Origin of the sequence: Acinetobacter sp. ANC 3813 (assembly GCF_002135435.1) — a bacterium.
GTDB lineage: Bacteria > Pseudomonadota > Gammaproteobacteria > Pseudomonadales > Moraxellaceae > Acinetobacter.
The window spans coordinates 360,303-374,658 of the sequence record NZ_NEGK01000001.1 but is presented as its reverse complement, the minus strand read 5'-3'; the positions used below and the strand labels follow the sequence as shown (position 1 = coordinate 374,658).

At 42.7% G+C, this 14,356-nt stretch carries 13 protein-coding genes and 1 tRNA gene; 8 read left to right on the top strand and 6 right to left on the bottom strand.

All coding sequences use genetic code 11. The features are described from left to right. Positions 1-118 precede the first annotated feature (118 nt). From B9T34_RS01830 to B9T34_RS18800, 6 genes are all read left to right on the top strand, one after another. Complete coding sequence (locus B9T34_RS01830) at positions 119-1,165, top strand: rod shape-determining protein (protein WP_005011659.1); 1,047 nt, start codon at positions 119-121, stop codon at positions 1,163-1,165. A gap of 16 nt (positions 1,166-1,181) precedes the next feature. After that, complete coding sequence (gene mreC, locus B9T34_RS01825) at positions 1,182-2,039, top strand: rod shape-determining protein MreC (protein WP_086211441.1); 858 nt, start codon at positions 1,182-1,184, stop codon at positions 2,037-2,039. Then, positions 2,026-2,517 carry a rod shape-determining protein MreD gene (mreD, locus tag B9T34_RS01820; protein ID WP_086211440.1) on the top strand — a complete coding sequence of 164 codons (492 nt, stop codon included), beginning with the start codon at positions 2,026-2,028 and terminating at the stop codon, positions 2,515-2,517. Before mreC ends, mreD begins: the two co-directional genes overlap by 14 nt. Continuing rightward, positions 2,505-3,074, top strand: a complete 570-nt coding sequence (locus tag B9T34_RS01815) for a Maf family nucleotide pyrophosphatase (protein WP_086211439.1) — start codon at positions 2,505-2,507, stop codon at positions 3,072-3,074. Before mreD ends, B9T34_RS01815 begins: the two co-directional genes overlap by 13 nt. Positions 3,075-3,181: 107 nt before the next feature. Then, positions 3,182-4,636, top strand: a complete 1,455-nt coding sequence (gene rng, locus B9T34_RS01810; RefSeq protein ID WP_086211438.1) for a ribonuclease G — start codon at positions 3,182-3,184, stop codon at positions 4,634-4,636. Between the two features lie 127 nt (positions 4,637-4,763). Next, positions 4,764-4,937, top strand: a complete 174-nt coding sequence (locus tag B9T34_RS18800) for a PA1571 family protein (protein WP_086211437.1) — start codon at positions 4,764-4,766, stop codon at positions 4,935-4,937. Positions 4,938-5,038: 101 nt separating this feature from the next. On the opposite strand, the gene B9T34_RS01800 is transcribed toward B9T34_RS18800, so the two are convergent. Next, positions 5,039-6,418 (bottom strand): WS/DGAT/MGAT family O-acyltransferase, encoded by a 1,380-nt coding sequence (locus tag B9T34_RS01800; protein ID WP_086211436.1) that lies wholly within the window; start codon positions 6,416-6,418, stop codon positions 5,039-5,041. Positions 6,419-6,584: 166 nt separating this feature from the next. Further along, positions 6,585-7,319, bottom strand: coding sequence for a phosphoadenylyl-sulfate reductase (locus tag B9T34_RS01795; RefSeq protein ID WP_086211435.1), 735 nt, complete (start codon positions 7,317-7,319; stop codon positions 6,585-6,587). Between the two features lie 211 nt (positions 7,320-7,530). On the opposite strand from B9T34_RS01795, the gene thrH reads away from it, so the two are divergent. Next, positions 7,531-8,148 carry a bifunctional phosphoserine phosphatase/homoserine phosphotransferase ThrH gene (thrH, locus tag B9T34_RS01790; protein WP_086211434.1) on the top strand — a complete coding sequence of 206 codons (618 nt, stop codon included), beginning with the start codon at positions 7,531-7,533 and terminating at the stop codon, positions 8,146-8,148. Positions 8,149-8,222: 74 nt separating this feature from the next. On the opposite strand, the gene B9T34_RS01785 is transcribed toward thrH, so the two are convergent. The 4 genes from B9T34_RS01785 to B9T34_RS01770 all read right to left on the bottom strand — a co-directional run bounded on the left by B9T34_RS01785 (position 8,223) and on the right by B9T34_RS01770 (position 12,795). Continuing rightward, positions 8,223-9,383 carry an OmpP1/FadL family transporter gene (locus B9T34_RS01785; RefSeq protein WP_086211433.1) on the bottom strand — a complete coding sequence of 387 codons (1,161 nt, stop codon included), beginning with the start codon at positions 9,381-9,383 and terminating at the stop codon, positions 8,223-8,225. Positions 9,384-9,688: 305 nt separating this feature from the next. Continuing rightward, entirely contained in the window at positions 9,689-10,945 is a 1,257-nt protein-coding gene (locus B9T34_RS01780; protein WP_086211432.1) for an OmpP1/FadL family transporter, read from the bottom strand. Positions 10,946-11,284: 339 nt separating this feature from the next. Beyond that, a tRNA-Arg gene (locus B9T34_RS01775) sits at positions 11,285-11,360 on the bottom strand. Between the two features lie 82 nt (positions 11,361-11,442). Further along, positions 11,443-12,795 (bottom strand): amino acid permease, encoded by a 1,353-nt coding sequence (locus B9T34_RS01770; RefSeq protein WP_086211431.1) that lies wholly within the window; start codon positions 12,793-12,795, stop codon positions 11,443-11,445. Between the two features lie 329 nt (positions 12,796-13,124). Here B9T34_RS01770 and prpF point away from each other — a divergent pair, with 329 nt between their 5' ends. Then, complete coding sequence (gene prpF, locus B9T34_RS01765; RefSeq protein WP_086211430.1) at positions 13,125-14,318, top strand: 2-methylaconitate cis-trans isomerase PrpF; 1,194 nt, start codon at positions 13,125-13,127, stop codon at positions 14,316-14,318. The last annotated feature ends 38 nt before the right edge of the window (positions 14,319-14,356 follow it).

Here is a 14,356-nt window from a genome sequence, read left to right as displayed (position 1 = left end):
AGTATTAAAAAATTTCAAATTATCGTGCGTTATAATAAGCGATTGACTTGTTCAAATCATCACATTTAGTTAAAGTTGCCACCTTGCGTCCACATAAAGTTTAATCGAGAACGTCTCCGTGATTCTAAAAAGACTAATTGGCTTGTTTTCGCCCGATCTAGCCATTGATTTAGGTACAGCAAATACACTTATTTATGCGCCAGGACGAGGCATTATATTAAATGAACCGACAGTTGTGGCGATTCGTCACAGCGGTTCACAAAAAATTGTATCGGCGGTAGGCCTTGATGCAAAACAAATGCTCGGCCGTACGCCTGCAAATATCTCTGCAATCCGTCCAATGAAGGATGGTGTGATTGCAGATTTTGAAGTCACTGAAACCATGCTGAACCAATTTATTGGCAAAGTGCATGAAAAGCGTTTGTTCCCGCCAGCGCCGCGTGTTGTGGTATGTGTGCCATGCAAATCGACACTGGTCGAACGCCGTGCAATCCGTGAAGCGGTTTATAATGCAGGCGCGCGTGATGTGCGTTTAATTGAAGAGCCAATGGCTGCGGCGATTGGTGCAGGCATGCCAGTAGAGCAGGCTTGCGGTTCAATGGTTGTAGATGTGGGCGGCGGCACGACAGAAATTGCAATTATTTCATTGCAAGGCTGTGTCTATGCAGATTCACTGCGTATCGGCGGCGATGTATTTGATGAGCAGATCATCAACTACGTGCGTAAAGCGCATGGCTGTGTGATTGGTGAAACCACGGCTGAAACCATTAAAAAAGAAGTGGGTATGGCGCTTCCAGAAGAAGGCGCGAAAGCTTTAGAAATTGAAGTTCGCGGCCGTAACTTGGCGGAAGGTGTACCTCGCGCCATTACTGTGACTTCTGATGAAATTACCCAAGCGATTTCAGATCCGCTGCAAAGCATTGTGTCTGCAGTGAAATCTGCGCTAGAGCAAACACCTCCAGAATTGTCTTCAGATATTGCCGAACGCGGTATTGTATTGACGGGCGGCGGCGCATTGCTTCGCAACCTAGACAAATTATTGGCGAAAGAAACTGGCTTGCCGGTTGTTGTAGCAGAAGATCCGCTGACTTGCGTAACACGCGGCGGCGGCAAAGTGCTCGATTTCTTCGACAATCCAAACCACGATATGCTGTTTGTAGGCTAAGAAAAGGACTCGGCGGGTGCAAACTCAACTGTTTTCAAGACAGCCGCCATCTTTTCGCTCATTGATCATTGCGGTCATTGCATGCTTGGTGGTGCTTTTCTTTGATTGGCGCATGCCGCATGTAATTCAACCGGCAAGAGATGTTTTGTATGCGGCGTATAATCCAATTTACGCTGCTGCAAGCTATCCAGTGTTATCGCGAGAATGGCTGAATCAACAAACCAAGTCTGAAGCTCAATTGCGCCGTGAAAATACCGCGATGCAAGCCGAGCTTTTACAGGCTCAAGTCCGTTTGCAAAAACTCTCTGAACTTTCTGCAGAAAATACCCGTTTGCGCGGTTTATTAGATACGCCGCTGATTATTGACGGCCGTATGGAAATTGCAGAAGTCATTGGGACAGATGCCGATCCGCTGCGCCACATTATTGTGATCAACCGCGGTGCAAGCAGCAATTTGAAAGTCGGGCAAACTGTACTGGATGATAAAGGCATCATGGGGCAGATTGTGGATGTTTATCCGCACAGCAGCCGCATTATGCTGTTGTCTGATAAAGAGCATTCATTGTCGGTTCGCCTAGAGCGTACAGGCATGCGCGCCATTGTCACAGGTACAGGCGATTTGGGACGCTTGGAAATGGAATACGTTCCGACCAGCGCCAATATCAAAGTAGGGGAAAAAGTGTATAGCTCAGGGCTTGGAGCGCATTTTCCAGCAGGTTATTTAGTCGGAACCGTTTCAAAAGTGCAGCGTCATAATTCAGGCGAGTTTGCGCAAATTGACGTTACTCCGGCAGCGCAATTGGCAGGCGGCCATCATGTGGTGGTGCTGTTTTCTGATTCCCTAGCGATGGAGCAGCCAAATGTCGATCGCTAAACTGAACCGTCCAGAAAGCCGAGATCCATTATTTGCCATTGTTATTTCAGTAGTTTTTGCATCTGCATTAATGGTTTATCCATTATCTTATGAACTCTCAGGCTGGCGCCCATTGTTCATGCTGATGATCACCTTGTTTTGGGTGCTGTGCCAGCCAACGTGGTGCGGCGTCTGGTTTGCTTTCGGCACAGGTCTGTTTGTTGATCTTTTGGTCGATGCGCCCTTAGGCATGAATGCATTATGCTTTGTATTGATTTCATTTATTGCGCGCTTTCTGACACGTGAACGCCGTATTTTAACGTTCAGCAATTTGTGGATAATTACTTCAATTGCAATACTGGCTCATCTATTTTTTATCTGGGTGGCGCAAGTCATGAGCGGCGTACATTTTTCATTTACAAGGCACTGGCTGCCGCTGTTTAGCAGTGTGATGCTTTGGCCTGTCCTTTATTATATGTTAAAAAAATGGCGCATATAATTTTAGCTTCCAGCTCGCCGCGCCGCAAAGACTTGCTGGAACAGTTAGGTCATACCTTCGATATTTACAGTCCAAATATTGATGAGTCTGTATTAAAAGGTGAGCAGGCGGCGGTTTATGTCGAGCGCTTAGCAAGAGTAAAGGCCAAAGCTGTACAGGACCGTTTTGCAGATGCAGTAGTGATTGCTGCCGACACGAGCTTAGGCCTCGATGGTCAAATTTTAGGAAAACCTGAATCTAAACAGCATGCTTTTGAAATGTGGACGCAACTTTCAGGCAGAAAGCATGATGTATTTACTGGGGTCTGCGTACGTACAAAAGATCAAATATACAGTATAGTAGTGCGGACAGAAGTTGAGTTTCAAACGCTAAGCTTGAGTGACATGGAAGATTACTGGGCAACAGGCGAACCCGTGGGCAAGGCGGGCGCTTATGCCATTCAAGGCATTGCAGCGCGGTATATTCCCCGTATTGACGGCAGTTATTCCAATGTGGTCGGGCTGCCCTTGCATGAAACGGCAAAATTGCTGCACGATATTTTGAAGCAAAGCAATTAACAATAAAAGCGTGGATTGCGCTACAGCTTTGTAAAAGATAATCACAGACAGTTAAGGCATCAAATTAACTGCTGGAAAAGAATTTTTATAATGTTTTGAGTTTTATTATGTCTGACGAGTTATTAATTAACGTCACACCGATGGAGTGCCGGGTTGCGTTAATTGAAAATGGCACGGTCAATGAATTATTTGTTGAGCGTACGGTTAAACGTGGTTTGGTGGGCAATATCTATAAGGGCAAAGTTGTGCGTGTACTGCCGGGCATGCAGGCGGCTTTTGTTGATATTGGCCTGTCTCGGACTGCTTTTTTGCATATTAACGATATGGTTTGGCCGCGCAATCAGCCTACGCCAAATGTGTTTGAGCTGCTGCAGCCGGGGCAGATCCTGACCGTACAGGTCATGAAGGATATGCTGGGGACCAAAGGCGCGCGTTTAAGCACGGATCTATCTGTACCTTCGCGCTATTTAGTGATGATGCCTTTTGGCAGTCATACAGGTGTATCGCAGCGCATTGAGTCTGAAGAAGAGCGTGAGCGTCTGCGCAATATGATCGAACGCATTCAAGCTGAGCATAAATTGCCTGGCTCTGTGATTGTGCGTACGGCAGCAGAAGGGATTGCAGAAGCTGAAATTGCACAGGATATGGCTTACTTGGCTAAACTGTGGGAATTTATTCAGCGCAAACAAAAAAATATTGCGGTGCCTTCACTGATTTTTGAAGAATTGCCTTTGCCGCAGCGCGTGATCCGCGATCTTGCCAATGAAGATACCTCTAAAATTCATGTCGATTCGCGTGAAATACACGGCAAATTGATCGAATTTGTTGAAGAGTTTGTCCCAAGCATGCGCGACCGCCTGATTCACTATCCAGGTGAGCGCCCAATCTTTGATTTGTACAATGTCGAAGAAGATATTCAAAAAGCGCTGCAAACCCGTGTTGCCTTAAAGTCTGGCGGTTATCTGATGATTGACCAGACCGAGGCTATGACCACGATTGATGTCAATACGGGTTCATATGTTGGCGGCCGTACACTGGAAGACACTGTATTTAAAACCAATATGGAAGCGACACAAGTGATTGCGCGCCAGCTTCGCCTGCGCAATTTAGGCGGGATTATCATCATCGATTTCATTGATATGCAGGAAGCGCATCATCGTGAACAGGTGATGAGCCAGTTTGAGAAAATGCTGGAGCGTGATCACGCCAAAACCAAGATTACCCAAGTATCCGAACTGGGATTGGTGGAAATGACCCGTAAGCGGACCCGCGAATCTTTGGAGCACTTGCTTTGCGAATCTTGCCCGACGTGTCAGGGGCGCGGTTATGTGAAAACAGCGGAGACAGTGTGTTACGAAATCTTTCGAGAGATTCTGCGCTATGCGCGCGCTTTTGATAATCAGAGTGGCTTTACTGTTGTTGCGCATCCGTCTGTCATTGACCGTTTGCTGACTGCAGAAGCGCCTGCAGTGGCGGATTTAGAGCATTTCATTAGCTGCGTGATTAAGTTCCAAGTGGAAAATCTGTATACGCAAGAGCAATACGATATCATCTTGAGCTGAAATTGTAACAGAATATCGTTAAACACTTGTTACAACTGAAATTTTACTTTTGATCTGTATTTTTTATACTTAACTCATCGTATAGCCAAAACCTTTTTTCAACAGGTTTAGCAAAATGAGGTGGGATATGGGTGTAAGTAAAGCAGTAATGAGTACAGGTTTAAAGCATATGCTGGATGCTAAGACAATGCATTCTGCATATATCGTAGATGAGCGCGGCAATGAAGTGCAAATCACGGCATCAATGATCCGTACTGCATGTCATCAATTATTAAAACAATGCCGAAATATTAAAAATTAAGGGGCTATTTAAAGCCCCTTAATTTTTTTGATCATTTTTTGAATGATCCATTTCTAATCTATAACCAATTGTATTGGCAATTTCTACCATGAGGTTGGCGGTTAGCTAACCGCCTGAAGCTTTGGGGTATCATGGCTGATGATTTCTTCGAAGCGCTGAATTTCTTCTTCTAAATGCGTCAGCAGGTTTTGCATTTTTGGCAGAGCATTGCGGCATGCCGTTAATCCAACTTCCAATTTATCTAAATAGCTGGTCATGGTGATATTGAGCGCCTGACCATCCAGAACAATAGACGCAGGATAGAGCGCATCTAAACGCGCGCCATTCCAATACAGCGGCTCACGCGGTCCCGGCACATTTGAAATTACCAAGTTAAATGCTTGGCGCTTAGGCATCAGGCCAGAAGCAATATTCAAACCTGCAGCGCCATAAACAAATGCGCTGTAATTTAAAATTTGATTGGCATTCATGCGTTTGAAGCGTTCTTTGGCATTGAGTACACTGCGGCGGACAATTTTAAGGCGTTCCAGCGGATCATCTTTATGCGTGCCTAGGTTTGCCAGAATCATCGTAATACGGTTCGACATATCAGAATCATCAGTTCGTACAGATGCTGGAACCATCGCAATCAGCGGTTTTTTTGGCAGCGCATTTTGGCTGATCAGATATTCACGCAATGCGCCTGAGCAGATCGCCAGTACAATATCGTTAATCGTTACGCCCAATGCCTTGGCGATAACGTGCAAGCGGGAAAAGTCAAAAGACTGCGCCGCAAAGCGTCGAGACGAGCTCACGCGCTGATTCAAAATAGAACTTGGCGCTTGGAAACTGGATACGTAGTCTGGATTGCGCCCCATATCTTTCATCACAGTTTGTGACAGTTCATACATGACGCGGGGGGTAGATTCCAGCTGGCCTTTCAAACCATCGATTAAGCCTTTGATGCGGCTAGCCTTGGGCGCTTTTAAGCGTTTAGCGCGTGGGCCTTCGACACACCAAGGCGGCACGATGCGCTTTGCATTCGGGTCGTCAGAAAGAGATTTTTCAACCAGACGCATGCCTGCAATACCATCAACCATAGCATGGTGAATTTTGAAATACATAGCAAAGCGGTTGCCTTCAATACCTTCAATGATATGGCAGGTCCATAATGGCTTAGCGCGGTCAATCAGCGTGCTGTGTTCTTGTGAAATATAAGTCAGCAATTCACGGATGCGCCCAGGTTGCGGCAAAGCAATGTGGCGAAAATGGTGATCTAAATCGAATTCTTCATCTTCATCCCAGAAAAAGCCGTTCAGACGGTTGTTGAATGGCGGGACAGGTATAGATTTGGAATTTCGAATATCACTGACTAAATCTTGAATAAAACTGGCTGGCGCGTTGTCTGGAATAGTGAATAAAAATAATCCGCCCACATGCATAGGCTGCTGGCGTTTTTCTAACGTGAGAAATATGAAATCAATCGGATGTAATGGACGCATAGCGTGGATTGCCTCACTGCAATATCTGTGGGAGCTCCTGTATGAGCAGCCTTGTTAGAATTATAAATGACAGAGGAAGTATAGCTGTTTTCTGTCAGAATAAAACTGCTTTATGTGTATCAATAAGTTGAAAAAAAACCACTGCAGGGCAGTGGTTTAAACTGGATTATTTTTTCATATTTCCAGCATGCAGGCCGCATTCTTTATGCGTTGCATCTTCCCACCACCAGCGGCCTTCACGTTCGTGCTGATTTGGCAGAACAGGGCGTGTGCATGGTTCACAGCCAATCGAGGTAAAGCCGCGCTCATGCAGCGGATTATAGGGAATTTCCATCAAGCGGATATAATTCCAAACATCTGCACTCGACCAGTTCGCTAAAGGATTATATTTAATCAATTGCTTGCCTGGGCCAGAAAAACCGGGATCGGCTTGAACCACTGGAATTTCGTTGCGGGTGCCTGGGCTTTGATCTTTACGTTGCCCTGTAATCCAGCCATCTAAAGTTGCTAATTTCTTGCGTAAAGGCTGGACTTTACGAATACCGCAGCATTCTTTGTGGTCATCTTGATAGAAGCTGAAAAAGCCTTTTTCAGTGACCAGCTTTTGCACGGCTTCAGTTTCTGGGAAGCAAATTTCAATATCAATATTATAGTGTTTGCGTACTGCATCAATAAATTGATAAGTTTCGGCATGCAAGCGGCCAGTATCTAAACTGAATACGCGAAAAGGCTTGCCTAAGTGCGATGCCATATCAATCAGCACTACATCTTCTGCGCCAGAAAAAGAAATGGCAATTTCGCCTTCTTGGCTCAGTGCAAGTTCAATAATTTCGTTTGGAGATTTATCTGCATATTCAGCTGCAAGCGCATCTACAATATCGATCGTTGGGATTGTTGTCATGATTGTCCTGGCGATAGGCTTGGAAACATTAAGCCTATATTAATTTATTTCACAAGTATTTTAATAGAAATGCTAAGCATGACTTATTAATAAAAATTAGATTGATATGAAAAAAATAGAATTAATAAACTCAAGCCGTTATACATAAAATTCGGATATGATAGATGGAATTTTTAATAACTTTTTACCACAGTGACATTTGGGAGAACCCATGGAAATCGTATGTCTAGATCTTGAAGGTGTGTTAGTTCCAGAAATCTGGATTAATTTCGCTAAAAAAACTGGAATTAAAGAGTTGGAAGCAACGACACGTGATATTCCAGACTACGATGTGTTGATGACTCAGCGTTTGAATATTTTAAAAGAGCATGGACTTGGTCTGAATGATATTCAAGATGTAATTGCAGATATGGGGCCATTCCCAGGTGCAAAAGAATTTGTGAAATGGGTGAGTACGCATTTCCAGCTGATTATTTTGTCTGATACGTTCTATGAGTTTGCACATCCATTGATGAAACAATTGGATTGGCCGACTATTTTTTGCCATAAATTAGAAACTGATGAAAATGGCATGATTACCGATTACAAACTGCGTCAGCCAGATCAAAAACGTCAGGCGGTTAAAGCGCTTCACGGGTTGAATTTCCGTGTAATTGCGGCAGGTGATTCTTATAATGATACAACGATGCTGGGCGAAGCCGATCATGGTTTCTTATTTGATGCGCCTGAAAATGTGATTGCAGAATTTCCGCAATTCCCGCCTATTCAGGGCTATGAAGCATTGAAAGAAGCAATCCGTAATTCTTCAGTACGTAATATTCCTGCATAATATTTAAAATTTATTAAGCTAAAAGAGAAGGGCGCCAATGGCGCCCTTTTTACAGCCTTAATTTTTTAGAAAAATTAGAAGCGGTATCCGATTTTCATGCCGTATGCAAGAGCAGTATTGTCTTCAAATTTAGCAACTTCATTTGGACCAGCTTTAGCATCAGCATCACCTAACCACATGTAGCGCACACCAGTTTGAATGAAGTAGTTTTCAGCTGGGCTATATTGAGCGCCTAAACCTACACCCCAATAGCCTTCAGTTGGCCCAAGTGTAGTCACAGGGTTACCAGCACCAGAATCGTAACTTACTAAAGCTGAGCCAGACCATTTTTCACTGAATTTACGGCCTAAACCGACATTAGCAGACCACTGGTCATCAGAATAGTCGATTAAGTTGCTGCCTGACACCATTTTTAAGAATTTAGGTGTTACAGCAAATTGGCTCCAATGTACCCAGCGAATATTAGCAAAGGCTACGGTATTTGCTGCAATACCTGTTTGCAGGTCAATATTGACTGACTGTGGTGTGGTCGCATCTACTTCTGGAGAAATTCCCAATGCTGCTGCTGGGCGTGTACCAAAGGCAAAAGCTTCATTTGCAGTTGCTTCGTGTTTGATTTCAGAGCGATAAGTTACAGCAGCTTTTAAGGCAATTTCAGGAATTTGGTATGCAAAACCAGCTAACCAGCCATAAGCTTCTTCAGTTTCTACATTAATATTATAGCCAGAGTTACCATAGCCATTACCACGAAGCGCAATATCAGCTTCTACAGTTTGCCATACTGGACCTGCATATAAATTCCAGTTTGCATTTGGTTGATAACCGATTAAAGCCGTTAAGCTCTCAGTTTTAACTTCAACCGTTGTGCCTTCAAACGTTTGTTCTAATGGGTTAAGTTGACCAAATGTTTTTGAGCTCTTTGCATAACTAGAGTCTGCACCAAATGGTTGATCATAAATTAAGCCAAGTGAAACTTTATCTGTTGCTTGTACTTTAATCGCTGCAGATGGGAAGTAGTAATCTTCAGCCATATCACCAATTTTTTCACCGCCAAGAGCCGGAATTGCTTGACCTTTTACAGTTGGATCAATAACTGTAATTCCTGCTTCAGCATAGTTGCCTGGCTGTAAAAATGCAGAAATCGATTGGCCTGAGCGGTCTAAGCCTGCGGCAAAAATAGATGTCGATGGAAGAAGGCAGAGCAAAATAGCTGTGCGAAGTGTGGTTTGTTTCATTAAAACATTCCCTGATTGTAGCTTTATGTAAAAAACGCAGGAAAAGTAACATAAAAATAAAAAGAGTAAATGCTCAGTGGCGTATGGAAAGTGAACTGAAAAGTTTGAATATTGTGCTTGCTTAGAGTAATTGTACTAAGAAAACGTATGTATATTAATGATTTTTAAATAGAAAATTAGAGTAAAAGTTTTATTTTTTATTATAAAAGTCTGCAAATTTAATTGAATGTTTTTAAAACAATTGATTAATTAAATAATAAAAAAGAAGATCATAGCGAACTATGATCTTCTTTTACTTTTACAGATTAGAATTTGTAACCGATTTTCAAGCCATAAGCCCAAGCATCGTTATCTTCAAATTCTGCATCATATGCTGAGGTGCCAAATTTAGCTGCAGATTGTGCTTTTGCATCACCTAACATGAAATATTTCACACCGCCAGCAATGAAATAGTTTGGAGCAGGGCTAAACTGTAGACCTAAACCAACGTTCCAGTAACCTTCTGTTGGACCAAGGGTCGATACAGGGTTACCAGCGCCAGTGTCATATCCTACAGATACGTTACCAGCCCATTGTTCATTTAGTTTACGGCCGACACCGACAGTTGCTGAGATTTGATCATCTGTATAAGAAACAAGATCGAAACCTTTACCAAGCTTACCAGTTGCTGGGTTTGCTGTTGCTACTTCAGTAAATTGTCCAAATTTATCTGGACGAATACCGAAGTCTTTCCAATTTACCCAACGTAAATTAGCAAAGGCAACAGTATTTGCCATAATACCTGTTTGAAGATCTAAATTAACTGATTGAGGTGTTGTGATTTCAGTTTCGCCATTGCTATAGCCATTTGGCAATAAAAGACCGAAAGCTGGTTGTCCAATTGCAGTCATTTGAGCAGGTGAAACAATATTTTCAGCCACATTCATTTTATGTTCAACTTCAGAACGGTAAGTTAATGAAGCTTTTAATGCAATTTCAGGAATTTGGTATGCAAAACCAGCTAACCAGCCTACCGCACCATCTTCGCCAATATTTGCATCATAACCGCCAATGCCTGCTGCAGGAACACCACCTAATACACTGTAAGCAGCTCCACGTAAAGCGACTTTACCTTTTACCGTTTGATAAACAGGGCCCGCGTAAACATTCCAATTCTCAGTTGGTTGGTAGCCAAAAATCATAGACAAGTTTTGTGTGTCTACTTCGACATTCGTATTGCCTTGTGCGTTAGTAAATGCTACTGATTGAGTGTATTCAGCATCAGCACCAAAAGGCTGGTCGTAAATTAATCCAAATGAAAAGTTATCAGTAAGTTGTAGTTTTAAAGCCGCTGAAGGGAAGTAGTAGTCACCAGCCATATCACCAGTATTTTGATTGCCTAGAGCTGCTACAGTTGTTCCTGAAACAGTTGGATCTAATACTGAGATACCAGCTTCAAAATAGTTACCTGGCTGCAAAAATGCAGCAATTGATTGACCAGAACGATCTAGGGCTGCTGCAAATACGCCAGTCGTTGGCAGTGTTGCAAGAATTAAGGCTGTTGAGAGCTTTTTTAATTTCATTCTTTGTCTTTCCTTGGTGTGCAAAATTAAGTTACTGCATTTTATTTTGAGTTTAAGCTGATACTGGCTCGGAAGTTTTTAGGCTTCCTACATGCTTATTTGTTACTCCATGTGACAAAAATATCACAAATTAAATAAGAGTAAATGCTCTACAAGAAAAATTAGTTTAAAAAAGAAGCAAATTAGAGTATTAATACTAATTATTTTTTAAAAAAAACCATAAGGCTATGTTTTGTAATATTTAAATTAGTGATAAAAAAATATCTGAGTAGTCAAAAAAAAATGAAAAAATGTGATTTGTAAAATGAATAAGTGTTAAATACATCACAATGTTGAAAGTGGTGCGCCTTGAGGGACTCGAACCCACGTCGGTCGCTTAGGAGGCAACTGCTCTATCCAGTTAAGCTAAAGGCGCAAAAGCGCAGTTAATTTACTCCAATTTCGGGCAAAAAAAAAGTTATTGCATAAACAATAACTTTTTTAAAAATGAAGAAATTTTATGCTTTTCTATACAAAAGCTTGAACAGAATAAACATAAGCACGATCCAAATAGGGATCATAATCACCGCACCGCTTAAACCTTGTGTCCACATGATGTAAAGCACAACAGCAATGAAGGCAAGTACAAGGTAATTGCTGAATGGAGACCAAAGCGCAGGGAATAGTGATGCTTTCGCTTCGCGTTTCATAGCCTTCTTAAATTGAAGGTGCGTTAAGCTGATCATTGCCCAGTTCAATACCAAAGCGCCGACCACAATGTAAATTAAGTTGCTGAGCGCATCTTCCGGTGCAAAATAGTTCAGCAGCACACAGCCGAAAATCAGCAATGCCGAAAATAAAACTGCTGGAATGGGTACGCCTTGCTTATTGGTTTTGCTAAACACTTTAGGTGCATTGCCTTGCTGCGCTAAACCGAACAGCATACGGCTATTGGCATACATGCCGCTGTTATACACAGAAAGTGCCGCAGTCAAAATAATAAAGTTAAGCAAATGCGCTGCCCAGCCAATACCCAATTGACTGAAAATCATGACAAATGGGCTCTTATCCAGACCGCCCAAATGCAATTCATTCCAAGGCACAAGTGATAACAAAATTGTCAATGAACCTACATAGAAAATGAGGATACGGAACACAACTTGGTTGATCGCTTTAGGAATTGATTTTTGCGGATTATCAGCTTCTGCTGCAGCCATACCAATCAGTTCAATACCGCCAAAGGCAAACATTAAGAAGGCAAGCATGTAAAATAGGCCTTCAAAACCATGCGGGAAGAAGCCGCCATGCGTCCATAAGTTACTGAATGAAGCTGTAGAGTCAGCACCTGCTGTCGCCAACAGATAAATACCGAAAATGATCATGGATACAACAGCGGTTACTTTGACAATAGATAGCCAAAACTCTGATTCGCCATAAAACTTTACATTGCCTAAATTGACTAAGGTAATAATGACAAAAAAAGTTAGTACAGATGCCCATGCTGGAATATGAGGCCACCAGTAATTGATGTATTTTGCGACGGCAGTCAGTTCAGTCATAGCGACGAGAACATATAAAATCCAATAGTTCCAGCCTGCAAGAAAACCTGCAAATTTGCCCCAATATTTGTTTGCAAAATGACTGAAAGAACCTGCTACAGGTTCCTCAACAATCATTTCCCCAAGTTGACGCATGATTAGAAAAGCAATTAAACCGCCAATTGCGTAACCCAAAATAATGGATGGGCCGGCAGATTCAATCACATGTGCGGAACCTAAAAATAAGCCTGTTCCAATTGCGCCACCCATGGCTATCAATTGAATATGACGGTTTTTTAAGCCACGCTGAAGTTGAGAAGACTCTTTATTCAAGTTATTTCAGCCCGACAGTGAATATGTGATTTGGATTGTAATAGATCAAGATGAAATAGCCTAGTAGCTCAAAAAATATGAAAAATAATTATCAATTTCATAAGTATTATTTATCTATTTTTATGCAATAAATAATAAATGAATCAATAGATTAATTTTATTTGATTTATAAAAATAAAATATGTCTGCTTGATGGTTAACGCACAAATGCTGTTTTTTTATACTTAAGTCATGCGGCTAATGTATTTTTATCAAAAGCCGCTATGATAATGCGTGATCAATATCGGAAAGATATTGCGCAGTACAATGATAAATAAGGATTCAACAATATGCCGTTTGCACCACAAATTAAAATTCCAGCAACCTATATGCGTGGCGGCACCAGTAAGGGTGTGTTCTTTAAATTGAGTGATTTGCCGGAAGCGGCGCAAAAGGCAGGCGCAATTCGCGATCAGCTGCTGCTGCGTGTCATTGGCAGTCCAGACCCTTATGGCAAGCAAATTGACGGCATGGGCGGCGCTACTTCAAGTACCAGCAAAACGGTGATTTTAGATAAAAGCGCGCAGCCGCATCATGATGTGGATTATTTATTTGGACAGGTATCCATTGACAGCGCTTTTGTCGATTGGAGCGGAAATTGCGGCAATTTAACTGCAGCCGTAGGCGCATTTGCCATTTCAAATGGCTTAGTGGATGCCGCAAAAATTCCAGAAAACGGCATTTGCACAGTGCATATCTGGCAGGCCAATATTCAAAAATCCATTATTGCGCATGTGCCAGTGACCCAGGGTCAAGTGCAGGAAACAGGTGATTTTGAACTGGATGGTGTGACGTTCCCTGCAGCTGAAGTGCAGATTGAATTCTTAGATCCGGCAGATGATGGTGAAGATGGCGGGGCAATGTTCCCAACGGGCAATGTGGTTGATACTTTATCTGTGCCTGATGTGGGCGAATTTCAAGCTACTTTTATAAATGCGGGTATTCCGACCATTTTCTTAAATGCAGAAGATATTGGCTACGAAGGTACGGAACTGCAAGATGTGATTAATGGTGATGCAGCTGCTTTAGCGCGTTTTGAAAAAATCCGTGCCTATGGCGCAAAGCACATGGGCCTCATCCAAGATATTTCCGAAGCGGAAAAACGCCAGCATACGCCTAAAATTGCCTTTGTTTCTAAGCCCAAAGCCTATGTGTCTTCGAGCGGTAAAGATATTACAGAGCAAGATACAGATTTATTGGTACGCGCTTTGTCGATGGGGAAACTGCATCATGCCATGATGGGTACAGCAGCGGTGGCGATTGGAACAGCAGCGGCCATTCCAGGTACTTTGGTCAATTTGGCTGCTGGCGGCGGAGAACGTGAAGCTGTGCGTTTTGGTCATCCGTCTGGAACTTTACGTGTAGGTGCGCAAGCGGTCTATGAAAATGGACAATGGGCCGTGAAAAAAGCCGTGATGAGCCGCAGCGCACGTGTATTGATGGAAGGCTGGGTTCGCATTCCGCAAGATGCATTGAACGAATAGTAATTCATTGCATAGACAGCGTTCTGCACTGTGAAATA

Coding starts and splice junctions, on each gene's coding strand:
- B9T34_RS18800 (WP_086211437.1), top strand. CDS start 4,764: ATGGGTGTAAGTAAAGCAGTAATGAGTACAGGTTTAAAGCATATGCTG.
- prpF (WP_086211430.1), top strand. CDS start 13,125: ATGCCGTTTGCACCACAAATTAAAATTCCAGCAACCTATATGCGTGGC.
- B9T34_RS01785 (WP_086211433.1), bottom strand. CDS start 9,383: ATGAAACAAACCACACTTCGCACAGCTATTTTGCTCTGCCTTCTTCCA.
- B9T34_RS01800 (WP_086211436.1), bottom strand. CDS start 6,418: ATGCGTCCATTACATCCGATTGATTTCATATTTCTCACGTTAGAAAAA.
- thrH (WP_086211434.1), top strand. CDS start 7,531: ATGGAAATCGTATGTCTAGATCTTGAAGGTGTGTTAGTTCCAGAAATC.
- mreD (WP_086211440.1), top strand. CDS start 2,026: ATGTCGATCGCTAAACTGAACCGTCCAGAAAGCCGAGATCCATTATTT.
- B9T34_RS01815 (WP_086211439.1), top strand. CDS start 2,505: ATGGCGCATATAATTTTAGCTTCCAGCTCGCCGCGCCGCAAAGACTTG.
- B9T34_RS01795 (WP_086211435.1), bottom strand. CDS start 7,319: ATGACAACAATCCCAACGATCGATATTGTAGATGCGCTTGCAGCTGAA.
- B9T34_RS01780 (WP_086211432.1), bottom strand. CDS start 10,945: ATGAAATTAAAAAAGCTCTCAACAGCCTTAATTCTTGCAACACTGCCA.
- rng (WP_086211438.1), top strand. CDS start 3,182: ATGTCTGACGAGTTATTAATTAACGTCACACCGATGGAGTGCCGGGTT.